Origin of the sequence: Rhizobium skierniewicense (assembly GCF_014196515.1) — a bacterium.
Lineage (GTDB): Bacteria > Pseudomonadota > Alphaproteobacteria > Rhizobiales > Rhizobiaceae > Agrobacterium > Agrobacterium skierniewicense.
The window spans coordinates 276,438-294,524 of sequence record NZ_JACIDV010000002.1; the positions used below are offsets into that span (position 1 = coordinate 276,438).

Genomic DNA, 18,087 nt, shown 5'->3' on the forward strand with positions numbered 1-18,087 from the left:
ACTTTGTAGAAGACGGGTTTTCGTGTCTGCGCTTTGTTCGATACAAAACCTTTTTGCTTGTAAACAGCGTGACGGTTTGTCATGTCACGACCAAGCATTGTTTGTGAAAATCTGGCATCTTTGAAAGTCTGGAAGCATCTCATGGCCCACCGCATTTCCACCCTTGGCGAAATCACAGATCGGTTCGACGTCGTTCTCTCAGATGTCTGGGGTGTGCTGCACAATGGCGTCAGAGCCTTTCCCGACGCATCTATTGCCCTGGAAGCGGCGCGCAAGGCGGGCAAGACCGTTGTGCTGATCACCAATTCCCCGCGACCGGGCCCCGGGGTCATCACGCAGCTGCGGGCGCTTGGTATTCCCGACACGGCCTATGATCGCATCATCACTTCGGGCGATGTGACGCGTGAACTGATTTCACAAGGGCCGCGAGACATCTTCCTGTTGGGCCCAGAGCGTGACATGCCTTTGCTCGAAGGTCTTGATATCGACGTGGTGCCGGAGGCAGAGGCGACAGCCATCGTCTGCACCGGATTTTTCGATGATGAAACCGAAACGCCGGAAGATTATACGGATATGCTGAAAGGCTTCATCGCCCGTGCCGTACCGATGATCTGTGCCAACCCCGATCTGGTGGTGGAGCGCGGCGAGCGCATCATTCCCTGCGCCGGTGCCCTGGCCGCGTATTACGAGCAGCTCGGCGGTGAGGTTCGCATTGCCGGCAAGCCACATTCGCCGATCTACGAGGCCTGCCTTGCTGCGGCCAAAGAGGTGCGCGGCGAATTTGCTGGCGATCGCGTGCTGGCCATCGGCGATGGCATGCCGACGGATGTAAAGGGCGCCATCAATGCAGGCCTCCAGCTTCTCTATATCAGTGGCGGCATTCATGCGGCCGAATATACGCTGGATGGCGAAACGGACGAAGCGTTGATGAATGCGTATCTGAGAGGCCAGAACGCAGCCCCCGGCTGGTGGATGCCGCGTCTTGCCTAACAGTGTGGCACCAGCATAGAGTTTGTCCATGACCGTGTTTCATCGCAATGAAAAGAAGGAACTGCTGCCCGAAAACCTGAAGGGCGGCGTTATCGCCATTGGCAATTTCGATGGCGTGCATCGCGGTCACCGTGCCGTGCTGGACCGTGCGCTGGAGCTTGCCGCGTCGCGTGATCTTCCCGCTTTGGCGTTGACGTTCGAACCGCATCCACGCACCGTCTTTCGTCCGGAAACGCCTGTTTTCCGGCTGACGCCCGCTTCCGTCAAGGCGCGGGTTCTGGAAGTCGAGGGCTTTCATTCTGTGATCGAATACCCCTTCGACCGGGATTTTTCGCAGCGATCGGCGGAGGATTTCGTCAAATCCATTCTGGTGGACTGGCTGGGTGCCAGCGCAGTTGTCACCGGCGTGGATTTCCACTTTGGCAAGGGACGCGAAGGTGGCCCGGCCTATCTGATGGCCGCGGGCAAGAAACACGGTTTCGATGTCGTTCTGATCGATTCGTTCCGCGATGAAGGTGCCGAAATCGTTTCCTCAAGCCGTATCCGAGAATTGCTGGCGCAAGGGGATGTCGTCGGTGCCGCCGGTCTCCTGGGTTATCGCTACACGGTCGAAGCCGAAGTGATCGGCGGGCAGAAACTCGGTCGCACGCTCGGCTACCCCACCGCCAACATGGCGTTGCCGCCGGAAACGGAATTGAAGCCCGGCATTTATGCCGTGCGTTTTCGACGGGCGGATGGCTCGCTTCACGATGGCGTTGCCAGTTTCGGCTATCGCCCGACCGTAACGGATGATGGTGCTGCCCTTCTCGAAACCTTCATCTTCGATTTTTCCGGCGATCTCTATGGGGAAATCTGCTCCGTTTCTTTCTTCGGTCACCTGCGCGACGAGCTGAAATTCGATGGCCTTGAGACGCTGGTGGCGCAGATCAAACAGGATGAGGACGAGGCGAGGGCGCTCCTGTCAGGTGTCAAACCTCTGGGCAAACTGGATGCACGAATTGCTTTTTGAAAGCATGGGCGTTTGTGTGACATCTATTCTCTTTTCAAACGCAGCAAAAACACATAAACAGTCGCCCATGTACCAATTTCGGCTGACGTTCATTTCCCGAATTATTGGCCCGGCCTTTTGCGCGCAGTAAGCAGCCGAAAGGTCCGGGTTTTCGGCGCTTGCTCAAGCATTTTCAGCAAAAGTGCGCAGCGGTTTTGCGTACGGACAATGCGATATAGATACACTGAGCGCCCTCCGCTTTAGCCCTCTTGCACTCAAGACGGCGCAACTTTTCAGCTTTGTTGAACAGATATGCGCCGCATAACGGTATGATCATGAACGACACCGCAGAGACCATCGACTATTCCAAAACGCTGTACCTGCCGCAGACGGATTTTCCGATGCGCGCCGGTCTGCCGCAGAAAGAGCCTGAAACGGTTGCCCGTTGGCAGCAGATGGGTCTTTACAAGCGCTTGCGCGCTTCCGCCGCCGGTCGCGAAAAATTCGTGCTGCATGACGGCCCTCCCTATGCTAACGGCAACATCCACATCGGCCACGCGCTGAACAAGATCCTCAAGGATGTCATCACCCGCTCGTTCCAGATGCGCGGCTTCGACGCCAATTACGTTCCCGGCTGGGATTGCCATGGTCTTCCCATCGAGTGGAAGATCGAGGAAGCTTACCGCGCCAAGGGCAAGAACAAGGACGAGGTTCCGATCAACGAATTCCGCAAGGAATGCCGTGAGTTCGCGGCTGGCTGGATCGAAAAACAGTCAGCCGAGTTCAAGCGCCTCGGCATCGAAGGCGATTTCGACCAGCCTTACACGACCATGAACTTCCACGCGGAAGCCCGTATCGCTGGCGAGCTGCTGAAGATCGCCAAGAGCGGCCAGCTTTATCGCGGATCGAAGCCGGTCATGTGGTCGGTGGTCGAGCGTACGGCTTTGGCCGAGGCTGAGGTCGAGTATGCGGATGTCGAGAGCGACATGATCTGGGTGAAGTTCCCGATCCGCTTTGCTCCGGAAGCTACTGAGGTTCAGCCTGGAAGCTCTGCATTAGAGCAATTGAATGCGAGAGCAGTCGCACTCGGCGCACCGGTGTTTCCGGATATGGCTGGATCCTCGGTCGTCATCTGGACTACAACCCCCTGGACGATCCCCGGCAACCGCGCCATCTCCTTCTCCTCGCGCTTCCCTTACGGCTTGTTCGAAGTCGAAACGGCTGAGAACGACTTTGGCCCACAGCCCGGCGAAAAGCTGATCTTTGCGACGAAGCTGGCCGACGAAGCGGCGAAGAAAGCGAAGCTGACATTCAAGCTGGTTCGTCCTGTCACAGCGGAAGAACTGGGCGCGATCACCTGCGCCCATCCTCTGGCTCATCTTGGCTACGACTTCGACGTCCCACTCCTAGATGGCGATCACGTCACCGATGACGCAGGCACCGGCTTCGTCCACACCGCACCAAGTCATGGTCGCGAAGACTTTGATGCGTGGACTTCAAAGGCTCGCGAGATCGAAGCGCGTGGCATCTCGTCGAAGATCCCGTTCCCGGTTGGCGATGACGGTTTCTATACCGAAGACGCGCCCGGTTTCGGCCCTTCGGCTGAAGGTGGCGCTGCCCGCGTCATGGATGATAACGGCAAGAAGGGCGATGCAAACGAGCGCGTCATCAAGGCGTTGATCGGCGCCAACAATCTGTTTGCCCGGGGCCGTCTGAAGCACAGCTATCCCCATAGCTGGCGCTCCAAGAAGCCGGTGATCTTCCGCAACACGCCACAGTGGTTTGTCTATATGGACAAGGAACTGGGCGATGGCACCACGCTGCGCTCGCGTTCGCTCTCTGCCATCGATGACACCCGTTTCGTGCCCGCTGCCGGACAGAACCGTCTACGTGCCATGATCGAGAATCGCCCGGACTGGGTGCTCTCGCGCCAGCGCGCCTGGGGCGTGCCGATTGCTGTCTTTGCCGATGAAAAGGGCGAAGTGCTTGTTGATGAGGACGTCAATGCCCGCATCCTTGAAGCCTTTGAGGCTGAAGGTGCCGATGCGTGGTTTGCCGAAGGTGCGCGTGAGCGGTTCCTCGGGACACGTGCCGGTGAGCCGTGGGTGCAGGTGCGGGATATCCTCGACGTCTGGTTCGACAGCGGTTGCACACACACGTTTACGCTGGAAGACCGTCCTGACCTGAAATGGCCAGCCGATGTCTATCTGGAAGGCTCCGACCAGCATCGCGGCTGGTTCCACTCGTCGCTGCTGGAAAGCTGCGCGACGCGGGGCCGTGCGCCTTACAACGCCGTCGTTACCCATGGTTTCACCATGGATGAGCAGGGCCGCAAGCAGTCCAAGTCGCTTGGCAACGTGGTTGCTCCGCAGGACGTGATGAAGGAATCCGGCGCCGATATTCTGCGCCTCTGGGTCATGACCACAGATTACTGGGAAGACCAGCGTCTGGGGAAAGCCATCATCCAGACCAACATCGATGCTTACCGCAAGCTGCGCAACACGGTGCGCTGGATGCTGGGAACGCTGGCGCATGACACCGGTGAAGAGATCGCCTATGCCGATCTGCCGGAGCTGGAACAGCTCATGCTGCACCGTCTGGCTGAGCTGGATCAGGTTGTGCGCGAGGGTTACGACGCCTTCGACTTCAAGAAGATCACCCGCGCGCTGATCGATTTCGCCAATGTCGAGCTGTCGGCCTTCTACTTCGATATCCGCAAGGATGCGCTCTATTGCGATGCCCCGTCTTCGCTAAGGCGCCGCGCATCGCTGTCGGTCATCGCAAAGCTGTTCGATTGCCTCGTCACATGGCTCGCACCCATGCTGCCGTTCACGACGGAAGAAGCGTGGCTTTCGCGTTACCCTGATGCGGAGTCCGTGCATCTCGTCCAGTTCCCGGAGGTTCCTGCGGAATGGAAAAACGAGGCGCTGGACGCCAAGTGGGATAAAATCCGCAAGGTGCGCACGGTGGTGACCGGCGCTCTGGAAGTCGAGCGCCGGGAAAAGCGCATCGGCTCCTCTCTGGAAGCGGCTCCCGTGGTTCATGTTGCGGATGCTGAACTGCTGGCTGCGCTGGAAGGTCAGGATTTTGCGGAGATCTGCATCACCTCGGCCATTTCGGTGGTCTCGGGCGAAGGTCCGGCAGATGCGTTCCGTCTGGGTGATGTGCAGAAGGTGTCGGTCGAGCAGAAGCTGGCGGAAGGGCGCAAATGTGCCCGTTCCTGGCGTATCACCACCGATGTCGGCTCCGATCCGGCCTTCCCGGACGTCTCGGCGCGCGATGCTGCGGCACTCCACGAATTGGGTATCGCTGCTTAAGAAAAGTACCGGGTGAATTGCACTTTAGGCGTTCATCCGGTAAACCTGCCTGAAATTGGCCGGATTTTAGCATCAATGCAAGCTACCGGTCGCGGGACGGTGACAGCATCAGGGCGGAAATCGGCATCGATTTTCGGAATGCATGATGCGTTGAATTAATATAAAGAGCGCTCTGTGAGCGTCCATATGGGCGCAAGGCGCTTTGGGGCGGAAGGGTTTCCATGAGCATGACGCAGAGATTTCGCATCTACGGCACGATTTTTGGTGCGGTTTCCGCTAGCCTTGCGCTCAGCGCCTGCACGAGCCCGACATACGGAACGGGTAAAACCTCTGCCGAACAGCTGGTGGACGATCTGGGCAATGCAACGTCCATTACCGGCGATCAGAGCAAGCGGAGCCTGAAATACAATCCGCGTCCCGGTCTCGTCGTTCCCGCCCAGGCGCGTGCTGGTCAGCTGGCCCAGCCACAACAGAGCCTTGCCAACCGCGAGACGAACCCGCAATGGCCTGAGACACCGGAAGAAGCCCGCGAGCGCCTGCGCAAGGAAGCGGATGAAAACCGCGATAACCCGAATTACCGCTCGCCATTGCTCGCAGGCAACGGCACCAACGGCCAGATGACTGAAAGCCAGAAGTGGGAAGCCTTCCGCAAGGCCAAGGCCGACGCGCAGGGTGGCACGATTGTCAACAACAACCAGCGCAAGTTCCTCACCGATCCGCCGGTAGAATATCGCAACGTGCCCCAGGATCAGCTGGCCGATCTCGGCGAGCCGGAAGCGAAAAAAGAAAAAGAGCGCAAGAAGAACGCTGCCATGGCCGGAACCGGCAAGAGCTGGTGGAACCCGTTCCAGTAAAAAAAGGGATGGGCGGCAACGATTATTGATCGCCGAACGCCAACGGCTTCCAGAAAAGCGGATTGCGACCTCCGTCATCCTCGGGCGTGACCCAACCATCTAACGAACCATGACATCCAACGTGGATAGATCCTCGGCTCAGGCCCGAGGGCGATGCCGAAGTTGAGGAGACCACGTCTTACTCCCCGCGCTTCCCCTGAAAAAACGCACGCAAAATCTCCGCACTCTCCACTTCCGCCATCCCCGAATATACCTCTGGCGCATGGTGGCATGTCTGCTGGTTGAAGAAGCGCACACCGCTCTCCACCGCGCCGCCCTTGGCATCGTTTGCCCCGTAATACAGTCGGCGGATGCGGGCAAAGGATATGGCGGCCGCACACATCGTGCAGGGCTCAAGCGTGACGTAAAGGTCTGCTCCGGCAAGCCGTTCCTGCCCCAGTTCTTCACACGCCATGCGAATGACAGCGATTTCGGCATGGGCGGTCACGTCGTTGAGTTCGCGTGTCCGGTTGCCTGAACGCGCAATCACGCGGCCGTCCAGTACCAGCACTGCACCGATCGGCACCTCGTTTCTAAGGGCCGCAGCCTGCGCTTCTACCAGCGCAAGGTCCATGAAATGCGTCGTTTCCGCCATTGTTGTTGCAATTTCCTCTTAACCAGTGCCGCGCGACCTGATAGGACACGGCAAACAACAGGCAAACAACAAATGACATTCAAAGACAAGCCGAAGCGTGGCAGCGGCAAACCATTCGACCGCGACAGAAAGCCGACATCGTCGGCAAAGCCTGACGCGGCGCGCGAAAAGAAGCCATTTGTCGCAAAGACCGAGACCGTGGCGACGGAAACGGCGGCGACGAAACCCGAGCGCATCTCCAAGATCATGGCGCGTGCAGGCGTGGCCTCGCGCCGCGATGTCGAGCGGATGATTATGGAAGGCCGCGTTTCGCTGAATGGCGTCAAGCTTGAAAGCCCTGCGGTCAACGCCACTCTCGATGACAAGATCGAAGTCGATGGCGAACCGATCCGTGGCGCCGAACGGACGCGACTTTGGCTCTATCACAAGCCATCCGGCCTTGTGACGACCAACTCCGACCCCGAGGGGCGCCCGACCGTCTTCGATAATCTGCCCAAAGAGCTTCCCCGCGTTCTGTCCATCGGGCGTCTGGATATCAACACCGAAGGCCTGTTGCTGCTGACCAATGACGGCGGCCTGTCACGCGTTCTGGAATTGCCGACCACCGGCTGGCTGCGCCGTTACCGCGTTCGCGCCTATGGTGAAGTCGATCAGGCCGCGCTCGATAAGCTGAAGGACGGCATTGCCGTCGATGGTGTTCTCTACGGAGCCATCGAAGCGACGCTCGACCGCACGCAGGGCCACAACGTCTGGATCACCATGGGTATTCGCGAGGGCAAGAACCGCGAGATCAAGAACGTGCTGGGCGCGATCGGGCTTGAGGTTAACCGTCTGATCCGCATTTCGTATGGTCCCTTTCAGCTGGGTGATCTGCCGGAAGGCCAGGTGGTGGAAGTGCGTGGACGCATGCTGCGCGACCAGTTGGGCCCACGCCTCATTGAAGCCGCCGGGGCCAATTTTGATGCGCCGATTTATGATGCCGTTGCCGAAGACGATGACGTCCCCGTCCAGCGTCCCGTAAAATCCGAATGGACCAAGCGCGGCGATGCGGAGCAAAATCCGCGCGGCGGCAATTTCGCTGAAAAGCGAGACAATCCTCGCGACCGCGCGCAGGGCAAGCCGGATGCCAAGCGTCCTGGCAAGCCTTTTGCCAAGGGTCGTGATGACGAGCGCGATGACGACCGTCCCAAGCGTCCGCAGATGGGAAGCAACCGCACCGCCAATGTCTGGATGGCGCCGGGTGCCAAGCCAACGCGTGACGGCAAGGAGCGCAAATCTGTGCGCGCGGAAGCCGAAAGCGTCTTCAAGCCTTCCGCCGAGGCAGATGCTCGCCGCGCTATCGTCAGACACAGAGACGTTGACGGCGAGTGGATCCGCGCAGACAAGCCCGCGCAGGACGAAAGCCGTGGTCGTGGCAGAGGCGAGCGTGGCGAGAAATCGTTCGGTGATCGCAAACCCCGGGACACAGGCGGTCGTGGTGATCGGCCCCGTGGCGACAGGCCCTTCAGCGCTCGTCCAGATCGTGGCGATCGGGCCCGTAGCGGTGAGCGCAGCGAACGCCCTTATGGCGACCGCAAGCCACGCGATGGCGCAGAGCGCGGTGACCGTTCACGCGGCGAACGTTCCTTCGGGGATCGTCCCGCCCGTACGGAACGACCGTTTGGTGACCGTCCCGCCCGTAGCGAGCGTCCCTTCAGCGACCGCAAGCCGCGAGAAGAGGGCGATCGCCCCCGTGGTGAACGCCCGTTCGGCGATAAGCCGCGTGGCACGAAACCTTTTGGTGACAAGCCGCGCGAAGGCAGGCCTTCCGGCGGCAAGCCCGGTGGTTTTGGTGGCAAACCGGCTTTCGGCAAGCCACGTGGCGATCGTTCCGAAGGTGGTTTTTCGGGCAAAGGTGCCGGGAGCGGCAAAGGTCCGGATCGCAAGGGGCCTGGAAATGGTCCTGGCGGCAAAGGTCCGGGTGGAAAACCTTCTGGTGGCAAGGGAATGACGCGTAATGCGGATCGTAGGCGGTGAGTTTCGCGGCAGGTCACTCGCCGCTCCGAAATCGAATACAATCAGGCCCACGATCGACCGTACGCGAGAAAGCCTCTTCAATATCCTGAGCCACGCCTATCCGGAAAGTCTTGAGGGTACGCGCATTCTCGATGTCTTCGCGGGTACTGGCGCGGTCGGGCTTGAGGCTTTGTCACGCGGTTGCCGCGTGGCTTTGTTCGTTGAGAACGGTGTCGAGGGCAGGGGCCTGTTGTGGGAAAACATCGATGCTCTGGGGCTGCATGGTCGCGCGCGTATTTTGCGCCGCGATGCCACCAAGCTCGGCAGCGTCAATAACATCGAACCCTTCGATGTCCTGTTTGCCGACCCGCCCTATGGCTTCGGTCATGGAGAGAAATCCATGCTGGCCGCACATCTGGGCGGCTGGCTGGTACCGGGTGCGCTTGCCATTCTCGAAGAGCGAGCCGATGTGCTTGTAACGGTCGATCCGGCCTTCAAGCTACTGGAAAGCCGCACCTTCGGGGATTCTGTCATGCACTTTTATCGCTACGAGCCTGAAGCGTCTGTTTGACCGCAATGACGCGCGACCTTGAGCGCGCGTCACTCTCCTGTCGTCTTTGTGTCATAGAGCGGGACAGCACATGACACGAAGGAGAGGCCGCACCCGTGGCTGATAAGAAAAAGAAGCTCTCTGGCAAGAAACGCAAGCGCAAAGACGCAGCGATAGACAATCTTGTACCAGAGGTGCGTGATCCGACATTCGCGTTGGCCCTGGGGGGCGGTGGCGCACGCGGCATCTGCCACATCAATATCGTCGAAGCGCTGGATGAGCTCGGCATTCGCCCGACGGCCATCGCCGGCTCGTCCATCGGCTCCATTATAGGTGCCGGCATGGCCGCCGGCATGAGCGGCCGCGATATCCGGGACTATACTCTGCAATTGATGGGCAGAAAGGGCAGCGTTGCCAACAAGCTCTGGAGCCTGGGAGCTGCCTCGATGCGCCACGCCGTATCCGGCTTTCGTCTGGGGCAGTTCAATCTTGAGCTTGTTCTCGATGCTCTTCTGCCATCGGCCATGCCAAAGACCTTCGAAGGACTGAAAATCCCGTTAAAAGTGACAGCGACGGATTATTATGCGCAATCGGAGGTCATCGTCGAAAGCGGCGATCTGCGTCAGGCGCTGGCAGCCTCCTCCGCCATTCCTGCCCTGTTCATGCCAATCCGCATGAATGATCGCATCATGATCGATGGCGGTATCTTCAATCCCGTCCCCTATGACCATCTGCTGGATAAGGCGGATATCGTGATCGCGGTGGATGTTGTCGGTGGTCCCGAGGGCGACGGCACGACGATGCCCAGCCGCTTCGAGAGCCTGTTCGGCGCCAGCCAGTTGATGATGCAATCGGTAATCTCGCTGAAGCTGCGCATGCATCCGCCGCATATTTTTCTGCGCCCGCCGGTCAATCGTTTCAAGGTTCTGGACTTCCGCAAGGCGCAGGAGGTCTTGGCGGAATCTGAGATAACGAAGGACGATCTCAAGCGGCAGATCGAGCGCCAGGTCGAGCTTTATCACCGTGGCCACGGCGTGGAGGTATAAGCATTTCGCTCAATTACCGGTGAAATGCCGCTTTGGCCTTGATGCGGCAGGTGCACCGCAATAAATGAAGGTCAACGAAAGGCCCATCTTATGTCCTCAGATATCGATTCCTCCAAGCTACTCGATCGTGCCAGCCAACTGGTCGATATGGCCCGGCGCGCTGGAGCCGATGAGGCGGATGCCGTCATCGTGCGGTCCCGTTCGCAATCCGTCGGCGTGCGGCTTGGCAAGGTTGAGAGCACCGAGTCCGCCGAAAGCGATGATTTCTCCCTGCGTGTCTTCGTCGGCAAGCGGGTGGCCAGCGTGTCGGCAAATCCCGGCTTCGACCTGAAGACATTGGCTGAACGTGCGGTTGCCATGGCCAAGGTTTCACCGGAAGACCCCTACGCCTGCCTCGCCGACAGCAATCGGCTCGCAAATTCCTACGACGACCTGCAATTGTTCGATCCGACCGAGATTTCTGCTGACGAGCTGCGCGAAGCAGCGTTGGCGGCAGAAGAGGCGGCGTTGGCTGTTCAAGGCGTCAGCAATTCCTCGGGCGCGGGTGCGTCCAGTGGCATGGGCGGTCTGGTGCTGGTGACGTCCCATGGTTTTTCTGGCAGCTATCTGGGCAGCCGGTTCGGCCGCTCCGTCAGCGTCATCGCCGGTGAAGGCACCAGGATGGAGCGTGACTACGAATATGACAGCCGTCTCTATTTTGCCGATCTCGACAAGCCCGAAGATATCGGTCGTCGTGCCGGTGAAAAAGCCGTCAAGCGCATCAACCCACGTCAGGTCGATACCGGAAGCAATATCACGGTCGTGTTCGATCCACGGATCGCTCGCGGCTTCGTCGGCGGCATTGCGGGCGCTATCAACGGTGCTTCCGTTGCCCGCAAGACCAGCTTCCTGCGTGACAAGATGGGCCAGCAGGTGCTGAAGAAGGGACTGTCGATTACGGATGATCCACAGATCGTCCGCGGCCCGTCATCACGCCCTTTCGATGGTGAGGGCGTTCGTGGCGAGAAGCTTGTGATGATCGAGGACGGCGTCCTGAAGCATTGGTTCCTGTCAACATCGACCGCCCGAGAAATTGGACTTGAAACCAATGGCCGTGGTGTGCGTGGGGGAACATCCGTATCTCCGGCCTCTACCAATCTGGCGCTGGAACCGGGCGATATCTCGCCACAGGATCTGATCGCCCAGGTCGGCACCGGCTTTTACGTCACGGAGTTGATCGGCCATGGCGCAAATCTGCTGACAGGGGAGTATAGCTGCGGCGCAAGCGGTTTCTGGATCGAAAATGGCGAAAAAGCCTTTCCGGTTTCGGAAGTGACCATCGCCTCCAATCTCAGGGATATGTTTATGCGCGTCACACCTGCAAACGACATAGACCGCAAATACGGCGTGGCAGCCCCGACGATTGCTATAGAAGGCATGACCATAGCGGGACGCTGATACCGTCAATCAACGGTTGCTTTGGCGCTTGCACCATGCGCATGTTCGGGGACTGGAAACCGGCCTCAGTCGAGGCCCGCGAAATGAACGACGATATAATGAGCGATACAACAGGGGCAGACTGGCGCTCCGATCTCGACCTAATCGTGGATGCTGCCCGGCAAGCGGGCCGCGTTGCCCTGAAGTTTTTTCGCAAAGACCCGGAAGTCTGGTGGAAAAGTGGCCATTCGCCCGTGAGCGCCGCTGACTATGCCGCCAACGAGGTGCTGGCCACTATACTCCAAAAGGCGCGCCCGGATTATGGTTGGCTTTCAGAGGAAACCGACGACAACGAAAACCGGCTGTCCAAGGAAACCCTTTTTGTGGTTGATCCGATCGATGGCACGCGCGCTTTCATCAATGGCAAGGACACATGGTGCGTCAGCGTGGCTGTCGTTCATCAGGGACGCCCGGTAGCAGCCGTTCTCGTGGCGCCCGCATTCGACGAGGAGTTCACGGCATCCCTTGATGCGCCTTCCATCAAGAATGGTCAGGTTCTGTCGACCTCGTCTTCCATTGTCGGGCAAATACAGCTGGCTGCGCCGGACGTTGTGATCGCTCGGCTGCCAGAAAATCTGAAGTCGCGCATTCATCGCATCCCGCATGTGCCATCTCTGGCTTACCGGCTTGCCATGGTGTCGGACGGCCGCATCGACGGCACGTTGGTCATGGCCAATGCCCATGACTGGGATTTGGCTGCAGCCGACCTCATTCTCGAACAGGCTGGCGGAAAGCTGGTCGATCTATCGGGAAATCCCCTCATCTACAATCGTGCCAGTGTCCGTCACCCTGAACTATGCGCCGCAGCACATCATATCTTGCCGGAATTGTTGGCGTCTCTGAACCTATCTGCCAGAGGTTGATTTTCACGACGAAATATCGCAGATGAGAACCTCTCCGGGCAATAGACCATTAGAAAGAAGAGAAGAAAAATGACTGTAGCGGGCGACCAGAAACAGCTTCTGCATCTCGTATTCGGCGGCGAACTCGAAAATCTTCAGGACGTACAGTTTCGCGATTTGAAGGCGCTGGACATCGTCGGTATCTATCCAGACTATGCAACGGCACTGACCGCCTGGAAGTCAAAGGCACAGCAGACTGTGGATAACGCCCATATGCGTTATTTTATAGTGCATATGCACCGCCTTCTCGACCCGCAAAGCAATTAAGCGCTGCTTTTTGACTATATTTGTACTATAGCGGACAGAGGTTGATGCAAGCGAGTCTCTTTGGCAGAGATTGCAGCCTCCAGGGGCGTCGGAATTTTCGCCGGTCCGTGTCTGTCTGAAACAAAAAAGACGCATTTTTGTAACAAACCGTTTCCACGCATCGACCTGAAAGTCGCGAGGCTGCTTGGAAGCGACGATGCCGAACCATAAAGACTGAACACGCTGACATCTCGCGTTTCTTGAACGCGAGATGTCAGCGGAGATCACAGGGGAAAGCTTTGCGCGAAATGATCGAAGGCAGCATGTCATGAACAGCCGAATCGTACGTTTCGCCCTTTCGGGTTACAGAATTGCAGGGGCCGCAGCCTATCCCTTCGCCCGTCCCTACCTCATGTATCGCTCTGCCAAGGGCAAGGAAGACAAATACCGCCGCATGGAGCGTTTCGGTTATCCCAGCAAGGAGCGCCCGCGCGGCCCTCTGATCTGGTTTCACGCCGCAAGCGTGGGAGAGACACTGGCGCTCGTTCCGCTCATCCGAGAGATCAGAAAACGTGACATTCACGTTCTTTTGACCACAGGCACCGTCACCTCCGCAGAGCTCAGCCAAACGCGCCTGGGCGATGATGTGATCCACCAATATGTGCCGCTCGACGTCAAATTCTCCATCTCCCGTTTTCTGACATACTGGTCACCGGACGCGGCTGTTACCGCCGAGTCCGAGATATGGCCTGTGACGATGATGGAACTGGAGCGTCGCCATATTCCGCAAATCCGTGTCAACGCAAGGCTTTCTGACCGGTCCTTCGGGCGTTGGCACAGCCATTCCGCGTTTGCAGAAGCGCTGTTCAGCAAATTGGCCCTGGTCGTCGCGCAGTCGGATGTCGATGCTGAACGCTTTCGTGACCTCGGCTCATGGCCTGTCGTCGTCTCCGGCAACCTGAAAGGCGACACAGACCCGCCGCCGTGTGATGCGGCTGCCCTTGACACCTGTCGCCGTCAGATCGGCAATCGCAAGACCTGGGCTGCCATTTCGACATTCGATGGCGAGGAGAAGGCCGCAGCGACTGTTCATACGGCGATCAAGTCGCGCAACGGGCAACTCACCATTATCGTCCCACGTCACCCCGAACGGGCAGACGAGATTGAAACCATGCTGAAAGGTATGAACCTGACGGTCGCGCGCCGCAGCCGCAATGATGTCATTACGCCGCAAACGGATATTTTCCTTGGTGATAGCATCGGCGAAATGGGTCTTTACCTTCGGCTTACGGAGCTTGCCTTTGTCGGGCGTTCGCTGATGGCGGAAGGTGGGCAAAACCCTCTGGAGCCAGCCATGCTCGGTTGCGCGGTTTTGTCCGGCGCCCATGTTCAGAATTTTCGAGAAGCCTATCAGAAGCTGCTACGCTCTGGTGGTGGACGTATTATCCGCGATGTAGAAATGCTGGCAAAGGCCGTGCACTACCTGCTTGTAAACGACAATGAGCGCTACAAGATGATCGATGCAGGCGGCAAGGTCATTCAGGATATGCGCGGCGCCTTGTCTTCGACCATCAAGGCTTTGGAGCCCTACATAAATCCGTTGACGGTGACCGCTAAACTCCAGCCGCGCAGCGCGGTCGGCTGATCGTGGGCACGGCTGAAGCTCCTAGGTCGGCTGCGGCCATTGCTGCCATCCTGTTCGACAAGGACGGTACACTCATTGGCTACGATGCGAGTTGGGGGCCTGTGAACCGTGAACTGGCCGCGATTGCCTCGCAAGGGGACGCGGAACTGGCAAACAGGCTACTATCCTCATGCGGTATGGACCCTTTGACTGGTCATGTCATGCCAGACAGTCTGCTTGCCGCTGGCAACACCGTGCAAATCGCCGAAGGTCTGATTGCCGCCGGCTCACCTTGCGACGTGTCTGAACTCACAAAACGCCTTGACCAGCTTTTTACCAATGCCGCTGAAAAATCGGTTGCTGTGACAGACCTCAAAGCCTTCTTCGCGCGATTGAAGGGCAGGGGCTTCAAGCTGGGCATCGCCTCCAGCGACAACGAAGCTTCCATTCTCAAGCTTGCAAGACGCTTTGGCTTTGAAGCGGACCTTGATTTCGTCGCAGGCTACGACAGCGGGCACGGCACCAAACCGCAGCCGGGCATGGTCCTTGGCTTCTGCCAAACCCTCGGTTTGGCCCCGGAACGTGTGGCTGTGGTGGGTGATAACAATCACGATTTGCACATGGGCAGACATGCAGGTGCCGGTTTGCGCATCGCTGTTCTTACCGGCACGGGTTCGAAACAAAGCCTGTCGGCAGATTGCGATTATTGTTTCGACGACATTACCGGCTTGGAAGACCTGCTGCCTCAGCGTCCTGCATCTTGAGCCGTGAGCAATTGGGCTTATCTCTTTGTCTCCAAGGGGAGAGGAAACCAAGCGGCGCTGGCATGCCTTTGCCATGGCGTTGCCAATAGGCAGAAGTCGCAAAGGACCATGATGTCATTCCGCTCAAACCCGCGTCCTTTGCAAAATCCTTACCTTTCTGGCAGATACCTGCGGTAATCGATGAGGGGAATGCGGGGTTTTTAGGCTTATGGTTTCGGAAGCACCGCCATTCTGGTGGGAAAAATCCGGTTGGCAGGCGTGGGCGCTGGCGCCGTTTTCGTTCGTCTACGGCAAAGTCGCGGGCCGTACGATGAAGAGGGCGAAGCGGGCATCCGTTCCCGTTCCCGTCATCTGCATCGGCAACTTCACCGTCGGTGGTGCGGGCAAGACGCCGACCGCGATCGCCATTGCCAGAGCCGCCCTCGCCAAAGGGCTGAAGCCCGGCTTTCTCAGCCGTGGGTACGGCGGCACGCTGGATGTGACCACACTGGTTGATGCCCACCATCACCGCTCTGCCGCGGTGGGTGATGAACCCCTGTTGCTGGCACGCGAGGCAACAGCCGTCATTTCCAGAAAACGTGTCGAGGGCGCAAAGCGTCTGGTTGCAGAGGGGGTCGACCTCATCATCATGGATGACGGGTTTCAGAGCGCTCGGCTGACACTGGATTACGCTCTTGTTGTTATCGATACCCAGCGTGGTATCGGTAACGGCCATCTCGTTCCAGGCGGTCCCGTTCGCGCACCGCTGGACGAGCAGATGCGCCAGCTCTCGGCCATTTTGAAAGTAGGTGACGGACAGGCGGCGGATGCTATCGTTCGTACGGCGGCGCGTGCAGGCAAACCCGTTTTCGTCTCGTCTATCCGGCCCAGGCCCCAGCCCAATTTTGCGGGTAAACGTGTTCTGGCCTATGCCGGCATTGCTGATCCTGACAAATTCTACCGGACGGTCGAAGCACTGGGCGCTGAGATTGGAGTGAAACGGGCGTTCTCGGATCACCACCATTTTAGCGATGAGGAAATGCGTGACCTGCTGGACATGGCCAGCAAGAGAAATCTGCTGCTCGTGACCACTGCCAAGGATGCCGTTCGCCTGAATGGACACCACGGCGCCGCAGCCGAATTGCTCTCCAGCACCCTCGTCATCGAAATCGACATGGTCTTTGACGATCCCAATGCTGCACATGTGATGATCGATACCGCCATTGCGAATTATCGCCGACGACGGCTACATAAAATCTAGCTCGACAACCCTCAATCGATGAATCTTGCGCGCTCCACGGAACAATCCGATCCTTGGCGAGCTTTCATGAGAACATGAACATAAATAGTGTTCGTAAGAGAGTTGAGGAGGAATTTATGCCGCAGGGTCCAGAAAAGAAAGTTTTTACTCCAACGGAAAGCCGCCAAGGTTTTAAGGGAAGCCCGGTGCTGGTGATTCTGGTGATCAGCCTCGTGCTGGCGGGCGCAGTCTGGATGGTTGCCGAGACCTGGGGGGAGGCCACAGCGCCCGCGACCACTGAGACGCAGCCCGCGCCAGGCCCGTCCAATGCGCCCGCCGATCCCGGCGCCCGCGCAGCCGGCTCGTTCGATAACAACACGCCATCTGGTGCGGCACCGGCAACAGGTGGCACCGACAGCAACCCCAATCCCGGCCAGCCAGCCCGACCCGCTCAGCCAGCACCATAACCCAGCACCGTGAAACAGAAATAAAAAAAACCGGGCGATGCCCGGTTTTTTAGTGTTCTGAGGTCAACCGGGCATCATGCCCGGCTCACGTGATCTTCAGCACCTTAAGCAGCTTTCTGCGCCGCTGCATTGACGGACTTGCCGGCAAGCGTGGTTAGCGCTTCGTCTGTCTTGGACTCTTCCTGCAGTGTCGCGTCCAGAAGCGGAACGACCTTGTCGTAGCCAAGCTTCTGAGCCCATGCCTTCAGCGTGCCGTAACGGGCGATTTCGTAATGTTCCACCGCTTGTGCGGACGAAATCAGGCCTGCGTCGAGCGCCTGGGTACCCTTGTAGTCTTCGATGATCTCTTCGCCTTCCGCGAGAATACCCTGGATCGCTTCGCAGGTCTTGCCTTGCGCGCGCTTTCCGATCAGCTCAAAAACCTCCTGGAGGCGTTCGATCTGCCCCTGGGTTTCTTCCTTGTGCTTTTCGAAAGCCGCCTTCAGTTTCGGGTCGGTTGCAGCACGTGCCATTTTCGGCAGTGCTTTCAGCACTTGCCGCTCGGCATAATAGATGTCTTTCAGTGTGTCATAGAAAAGGTCGTCGAGTGTCTTCTCGGCCATTGTTAGCTCCCATTGAAAAACGTGCGATTGATGATGCACGGGTCTTTAACAGGGAGAGATACGCATAGTTCCTGATGGGTTGCGCGCAATGTTAATTATATTTTAGAAATATATTTTTTAATTGTAAAATCAGGTGCTTCGCCGTTGGTTGGGCAGGGCGCCTGCGCGCTTCTCCGCCTCAAAGGATGCAGCGGCATCGGCATAGGCTTCCTGTCGCACAACGCTCCAGTAGCGCAGTTCATCCAGTGGAATGAGTTTACCGGTCATGGCGCAGACGACATGGGAGCCGGTTTGCACGATGCGCATATCGCCATCGAGATATTCGACCTTCGCTTCACGATGGCTTCCGCCTTCAAATCTGTTCATACCTGCGTCTCCGTGGATGCTACCTTTTTAAAGACGGCTTTACCGGA

17 protein-coding genes are annotated in these 18,087 nt (G+C 58.3%); 14 read left to right on the forward strand and 3 right to left on the reverse strand.

Features of this window, described 5'->3' with window-relative positions:
* Positions 1-141: 141 nt before the first annotated feature.
* The 4 genes from GGQ73_RS04090 to GGQ73_RS04105 all read left to right on the forward strand — a co-directional run bounded on the left by GGQ73_RS04090 (position 142) and on the right by GGQ73_RS04105 (position 6,149).
* Entirely contained in the window at positions 142-990 is an 849-nt protein-coding gene (locus GGQ73_RS04090) for a TIGR01459 family HAD-type hydrolase (protein WP_183894164.1), read from the forward strand.
* 28 nt (positions 991-1,018) lie between these two features.
* Positions 1,019-1,999 (forward strand): bifunctional riboflavin kinase/FAD synthetase, encoded by a 981-nt coding sequence (locus GGQ73_RS04095; RefSeq protein WP_183894166.1) that lies wholly within the window; start codon positions 1,019-1,021, stop codon positions 1,997-1,999.
* Between the two features lie 314 nt (positions 2,000-2,313).
* Positions 2,314-5,295 (forward strand): isoleucine--tRNA ligase, encoded by a 2,982-nt coding sequence (gene ileS / locus GGQ73_RS04100; RefSeq protein ID WP_183894168.1) that lies wholly within the window; start codon positions 2,314-2,316, stop codon positions 5,293-5,295.
* 227 nt (positions 5,296-5,522) lie between these two features.
* Positions 5,523-6,149, forward strand: a complete 627-nt coding sequence (locus tag GGQ73_RS04105) for a hypothetical protein (protein ID WP_183894463.1) — start codon at positions 5,523-5,525, stop codon at positions 6,147-6,149.
* 178 nt (positions 6,150-6,327) lie between these two features.
* Here GGQ73_RS04105 and GGQ73_RS04110 read toward each other — a convergent pair whose 3' ends face one another.
* The gene (locus tag GGQ73_RS04110) at positions 6,328-6,783 is read right to left on the reverse strand and encodes a nucleoside deaminase (protein ID WP_183894170.1); all 456 of its coding nucleotides are present in this window, start codon (positions 6,781-6,783) and stop codon (positions 6,328-6,330) included.
* A gap of 72 nt (positions 6,784-6,855) precedes the next feature.
* Here GGQ73_RS04110 and GGQ73_RS04115 point away from each other — a divergent pair, with 72 nt between their 5' ends.
* The 10 genes from GGQ73_RS04115 (at position 6,856) to GGQ73_RS04160 (ending at position 17,072) form a co-directional block, all read left to right on the forward strand.
* A complete protein-coding gene (locus GGQ73_RS04115; RefSeq protein WP_183894172.1) occupies positions 6,856-8,799 on the forward strand; it encodes a pseudouridine synthase in 1,944 nt (647 codons plus the stop codon).
* Entirely contained in the window at positions 8,780-9,349 is a 570-nt protein-coding gene (gene rsmD, locus GGQ73_RS04120; RefSeq protein WP_183894174.1) for a 16S rRNA (guanine(966)-N(2))-methyltransferase RsmD, read from the forward strand. The genes GGQ73_RS04115 and rsmD overlap by 20 nt, the downstream gene beginning before the upstream one ends.
* Positions 9,350-9,501: 152 nt before the next feature.
* Positions 9,502-10,374 (forward strand): patatin-like phospholipase family protein, encoded by an 873-nt coding sequence (locus GGQ73_RS04125; RefSeq protein WP_183894465.1) that lies wholly within the window; start codon positions 9,502-9,504, stop codon positions 10,372-10,374.
* 90 nt (positions 10,375-10,464) lie between these two features.
* Entirely contained in the window at positions 10,465-11,811 is a 1,347-nt protein-coding gene (locus tag GGQ73_RS04130; protein WP_183894176.1) for a TldD/PmbA family protein, read from the forward strand.
* A gap of 98 nt (positions 11,812-11,909) precedes the next feature.
* Positions 11,910-12,713, forward strand: coding sequence for a 3'(2'),5'-bisphosphate nucleotidase CysQ (locus GGQ73_RS04135; RefSeq protein WP_183894178.1), 804 nt, complete (start codon positions 11,910-11,912; stop codon positions 12,711-12,713).
* A gap of 69 nt (positions 12,714-12,782) precedes the next feature.
* Positions 12,783-13,019 carry a DUF4170 domain-containing protein gene (locus tag GGQ73_RS04140; protein ID WP_183894180.1) on the forward strand — a complete coding sequence of 79 codons (237 nt, stop codon included), beginning with the start codon at positions 12,783-12,785 and terminating at the stop codon, positions 13,017-13,019.
* A gap of 307 nt (positions 13,020-13,326) precedes the next feature.
* Complete coding sequence (waaA, locus tag GGQ73_RS04145) at positions 13,327-14,643, forward strand: lipid IV(A) 3-deoxy-D-manno-octulosonic acid transferase (protein ID WP_183894181.1); 1,317 nt, start codon at positions 13,327-13,329, stop codon at positions 14,641-14,643.
* A 2-nt stretch (positions 14,644-14,645) separates the two neighbouring features.
* On the forward strand, positions 14,646-15,386 hold the full coding sequence (locus tag GGQ73_RS04150) for an HAD family hydrolase (RefSeq protein WP_183894183.1): 741 nt from the start codon (positions 14,646-14,648) through the stop codon (positions 15,384-15,386).
* A 208-nt stretch (positions 15,387-15,594) separates the two neighbouring features.
* On the forward strand, positions 15,595-16,626 hold the full coding sequence (gene lpxK / locus GGQ73_RS04155) for a tetraacyldisaccharide 4'-kinase (RefSeq protein WP_183894185.1): 1,032 nt from the start codon (positions 15,595-15,597) through the stop codon (positions 16,624-16,626).
* Between the two features lie 116 nt (positions 16,627-16,742).
* Positions 16,743-17,072, forward strand: coding sequence for a hypothetical protein (locus GGQ73_RS04160; RefSeq protein ID WP_174152188.1), 330 nt, complete (start codon positions 16,743-16,745; stop codon positions 17,070-17,072).
* Positions 17,073-17,176: 104 nt separating this feature from the next.
* Here the strand turns inward: GGQ73_RS04160 and GGQ73_RS04165 are convergent, their stop codons facing one another.
* Complete coding sequence (locus GGQ73_RS04165; RefSeq protein WP_174152189.1) at positions 17,177-17,674, reverse strand: YciE/YciF ferroxidase family protein; 498 nt, start codon at positions 17,672-17,674, stop codon at positions 17,177-17,179.
* A 129-nt stretch (positions 17,675-17,803) separates the two neighbouring features.
* Positions 17,804-18,040 (reverse strand): DUF2093 domain-containing protein, encoded by a 237-nt coding sequence (locus tag GGQ73_RS04170; RefSeq protein ID WP_174152190.1) that lies wholly within the window; start codon positions 18,038-18,040, stop codon positions 17,804-17,806.
* Positions 18,041-18,087 lie beyond the last annotated feature (47 nt).